Annotated in this window: 4 protein-coding genes; all 4 read left to right on the top strand. The window is 71.1% G+C overall.

Annotation, left to right across the window (positions count from 1 at the left end):
- The coding region (locus AB7O82_RS37545; protein WP_428621843.1) for a hemolysin family protein at positions 1–912 on the top strand (912 nt) is incomplete at its 5' end.
- Between the two features lie 228 nt (positions 913–1,140).
- The gene (locus tag AB7O82_RS37540) at positions 1,141–2,313 is read left to right on the top strand and encodes a trans-sulfuration enzyme family protein (protein WP_428621841.1); all 1,173 of its coding nucleotides are present in this window, start codon (positions 1,141–1,143) and stop codon (positions 2,311–2,313) included.
- Positions 2,310–2,915 carry a NifU family protein gene (locus AB7O82_RS37535; RefSeq protein ID WP_428621839.1) on the top strand — a complete coding sequence of 202 codons (606 nt, stop codon included), beginning with the start codon at positions 2,310–2,312 and terminating at the stop codon, positions 2,913–2,915. Before AB7O82_RS37540 ends, AB7O82_RS37535 begins: the two co-directional genes overlap by 4 nt.
- Positions 2,912–4,156, top strand: a complete 1,245-nt coding sequence (locus AB7O82_RS37530; RefSeq protein ID WP_428621837.1) for an ATP-grasp domain-containing protein — start codon at positions 2,912–2,914, stop codon at positions 4,154–4,156. Before AB7O82_RS37535 ends, AB7O82_RS37530 begins: the two co-directional genes overlap by 4 nt.
- Positions 4,157–4,292: the final 136 nt, after the last annotated feature.

The raw sequence follows: 4,292 nt of genomic DNA, 5'->3' as shown, positions 1-4,292 counted from the left end.
GTCGCGGCCACCGTCGCACCGGCCATGGCGCTGCTGGCGCGCGTCGCCGCGCCGCTGGTCTGGCTGCTCGACGTCTCGGGCAAGGCCGTGCTTGGCCTGCTCGGCAGAAAGGAGGAGAGCGAGACGACGGTCACGGCGGACGAGATCAAGGCATTGATCGCCGAGGCCGAGACGTCGGGCGCGCTGGAGCCGCGCGCCCGCGGCATGATCAGCGGCGTGATGCGGCTCAGCGCGCGCTCCGTCGAGGCGTTGATGACGCCGCGCGTCGACGTCGACACGATCGACGTTACTCTCGATCCGGCCGTGACCCTCGCGGTCGTGCGCGCCAGCAGCCACGCCCAGCTGCCGGCCTTCGAAGGCGACGACAACATCATCGGCATCATCCATGCCAAGGACCTGCTCGACAGCTACATCGCCGGCAATGCCCCTGACGTGCGGGCCCTCGTGCGAACGGCGCCGATCGTGATCGAGTCGATGAACGCGCTCGATGCGCTCGATATGCTCAAGGACTCGCCGGTGCCGATGGCGCTGGTGCAGGACGAGTACGGACATTTTGTCGGCGTCGTCACGCCGTCCGACGTCCTCGAGGCGATCGCCGGCGCCTTTCATACCGGCGAAGGCCCGCCCGAGCCCGATGCGACCCAGCGTGCCGACGGCTCCTGGTTGATCGCGGGCAGCATGCCGGTCGACGAGCTCGCCGAGCTGCTCGGCTTCGCCACCGCGCGTGCCGGCGACTACCACACCGCGGCAGGCCTGGTGCTGAGCGCCATGCGTCGGCTTCCCGAGGCCGGCGATGCCGTCGATGTCGGCGGCTGGCGGCTCGAGGTAATCGACATGGATGGCCGGCGCATCGACAAGATTCTGGCGACGCGCATGGCGCCCGCACACCGCATCGTCAAGGCAGCGCGTTAGCTTCCGGATCGCGACCTCGCAGGTGCGGCCGGGGACGACGCGGCAGAGGGTCATGCTCTCCTTGGACCGCGGGCGTCCCGCCCGCTCTTCTCATGAGTCATGAGCGGGCGGGACGCCCGCGGTCCACACGAGCATGAATGGCAGCGACCGCTGGCGAGGGACTCGCCCTCGCTGGACATGTCCGCTATTGCCACAGGCTGGGACGCGGCGCTCGCGGGGAGCAGGGCAATGAAGGGCTCGCAGGTATCGCCGGAGACGATGGTGGCGCAGGCACTGGGCGAGATCGATCCGGCGACGGGTGCGCTTGCGCCGGCGATCAGCGTTTCCACCAACTATGAGCAGGCGGCCGACGGTTCCTATCACCAGGGACGCGTCTACACGCGCGCCGACAATCCGACCTACGAGCAGGCCGAGCGGATGCTGGCGATGCTCGAGGGTGCGGGCGGCGGCTGCATTCTGTTCGCCTCCGGCATGGCCGCCGCCATCGCCGTCTTCCAGTCGCTCATCCCCGGCGACCATGTCGTGGTCGCACGCGTGCTCTATTGGGGCGTGCGCAAATGGCTGGCCGAGTTCGGCCTGTCGTGGGGGCTCGACGTAGAGTTCGTCGACACCGCCGATCTCGACGCCGTGAAGGCGGCCCTCCGCCCGGGCTCGACCCGCCTGGTGTGGCTGGAGACTCCGGCGAACCCGACCTGGGAGATCACCGATCTCGGCGCGGTGTGCGCCCTGGCGCATGCCGCCGGCGCGCGCGTGGCTGTCGACAACACGGTGCCGACTCCCGTGCTGACGCGGCCGATCGAGCTCGGCGCCGACCTGGTCGTCCATTCCGCCACCAAGTATCTCAACGGCCACAGCGACGTTCTCGCCGGCGCGGTGGTGAGTGCGCGCAACGATCCGTTCTGGCAACGCATCCGGTCGTGGCGGCGCACCGCCGGCGCCGTGCCGGGGCCGTTCGAGGCCTGGCTGCTGGTGCGCGGCATGCGGACCCTGTTCCTGCGCGTGCGGCATGCCTCGCAGACGGCGCTCGCGATCGCGCGGCACTTCGAGACCCATCCGGCGCTGCGCGCCGTCCTCTATCCGGGCCTCGCCGCTCATCCCGGCCACGCCATCGCGGCGCGCCAGATGACGGGTGGCTTCGGCGGCATGCTGTCGATTCGCGTGGCGGGCGGGGTTGCGCAGGCGAAGGCGGTGCTCGCGCGCGTCGAGGTCTTCAAGCGCGCGACGTCGCTGGGCGGCGTCGAAAGCCTGATCGAGCACCGCAGCAGCATGGAGGGGCCGTCCTCGCCGATCCCCGACGACCTGCTGCGCCTGTCGATCGGCATCGAGGCGCCGGCCGACCTGATCGCCGACCTGGAACAGGCGCTCGCCGACATTCCCAACGCCCCGGAGGCTCGGCCGTGACTCTCGCCGACAAGGTCGCGGCCGCCCTGCAGGCGAGCGTGCTGCCCTCGGTGATTGCACGTGGCGGCGAGATCCGCGTGCTGGACGTCGAGGACGGCACGGCGCGGCTCGAGGTGACGGGATCGCCCGGCGCGGCCCTGCCGCTCGCGGCGCGCATCGAGGCGTTGATCCGCCACGCCGTTCCCGAGGTCACGCGCGTTGTGATCACCGGGCCCGCGCCCGCCGCCGCCGCGGGTCTCCCTGGACCGCGGGCGTCCCGCCCGCTCATGACTCGTGAGAAGAGCGGGCGGGACGCCCGCGGTCCACATGAACCCACTGCCGCCGGGGGCGACGTCGCGGATCTCGTGCGCGGCGTGCTCGAGCGCGACATCAAGCCCGTCATCGCCGCGCATCGCGGTCATGCGCATCTCGTGGCGGTGGAGGAGGGGTGGGTCCGGCTTCGCCTCGAAGGTGGCTGCCAGGGTTGCAGCCTCGCGGAAGTGACGCTGCGGCAGGGCATCGAGCCCTTGTTGCGCGCCAGGGTTCCGGGTGTCGTCGGCCTGACCGACGTCACCGACCACGAGGCCGGCCGCGAGCCCTTCTTCTCGGCGGCGAAGCGATGAGCGGGAACGCCGGCGTCAAGGGCAGGCGCGTCCTGCTCCTGGTTCCGCCGATCACCTATCGGGCGACCGACTTCGTCCTCGCCGCCAACCGGCTCGAGCTCGATATCGTCATCGGCAGTGACGGTGCATTGCCGCTGGGCGGCAATCCGGTCGTGCATGTCGATCCGGCCGATCCGGACGCCAGCGGCGATCGTCTCCTGAAGTCGGTCGGTCCGGTCGATGCCGTGGTCGCCGTCGATGCCGACATGCTACCGCTTGCCGCCCGCCTGGGCGCCGCGCTGGGCCTTGCCCACAACGCGCCCGACGCAGTCGCTGCCGCCGCCGACAAGGCGAGCCAGCGCCGTCTCTGGGCCTCGACCGGCGTCTCTCAGCCGGGGTTTCACGTCATCGCCGCCGACGCCGACGTAAGCCAGCTGCTCGGTGCGGCCCGCAGTCTCGGCTTTCCCTGCATCGCCAAGCCGGTGTCGCTCAGCGCCAGTCGCGGCGTGCTGCGCGTCGACGACGAAGCCGGGCTGGGCGCCGCCGCGGCGGAGATCCGCGCCATCCTGGCCGCGAGCGGCCGCAAGGACGGCGAGCCGATCCTGCTCGAGGAATACGTGCCGGGCCGGGAGCTGAGCATCGACGGCCTGTTGTCCGACGGCGCGCTCGCCGTCACCGCGATCTTCGACAAGCCCGACGCGCCGGACGGTCCGACCTTCGAGGAGACCCTGCTCGTCACGCCGTCCCGATTGCCCGGCCCGACGCTCGCCGCCGCGACGCGCCTCGCCGAACGCGCGGCGCAGGCGCTCGGCCTCCGTCACGGCCCGATCCACGCCGAGTTGCGCATCGACGAGCGGGCAGGCGAGGCGAGGCCGGTGATGCTGGAGCTGGCGGCGCGCTCGATCGGCGGCCTCTGCTCGCGCTCGCTGCGCTTCCCGGACGGCATGAGCCTCGAGATGACGATCCTGCTGAACGCCCTCGGCGCCCCTGTCGATGCCGCACCACCGCCCGGCGCCGCCGGCGTGCTCATGCTGCCGGTGGAGCGCGCCGGCGTGCTGCAGGGTGTCGAGGGGCAGGCCGAGGCGAAGGCTGTCGGAGGCATCACCGGCCTGTCGATCACCATCCCGAGCGGGCAGGCGGTGCAGCCCCTGCCATGGGGCGACCGCTATCTCGGCTTCATCTTCGCCGAAGGCAGCGATGCCGCCGAGGTCGAGACGGCGCTGCGCGCTGCGCGCGCGAAGTTGAGGGTGGCGATCGCTTAAGGATTCATGGCTGGGGCGCGCCGCTCATAGGCGCTAACTTTGCCAAAAGAACGCGTCATGTCATGCGCTGGGAGCGCGCCACTCCGATGGCGCTCTTCTTGGTGATCACACATCCCATGAGCGCCATCGGAGTGGC

It is taken from the genome of Reyranella sp. (genome assembly GCF_050185545.1).
GTDB lineage: Bacteria > Pseudomonadota > Alphaproteobacteria > Reyranellales > Reyranellaceae > Reyranella.
The sequence above is the reverse complement of the archived record's forward strand: the minus strand, read 5'-3'. Positions and strand labels throughout refer to the sequence as shown.

Excerpts from the sequence above, each read along its gene's own strand:
- AB7O82_RS37540 (WP_428621841.1), top strand. The coding sequence starts at position 1,141 with ATGAAGGGCTCGCAGGTATCGCCGGAGACGATGGTGGCGCAGGCACTG.
- AB7O82_RS37530 (WP_428621837.1), top strand. The coding sequence starts at position 2,912 with ATGAGCGGGAACGCCGGCGTCAAGGGCAGGCGCGTCCTGCTCCTGGTT.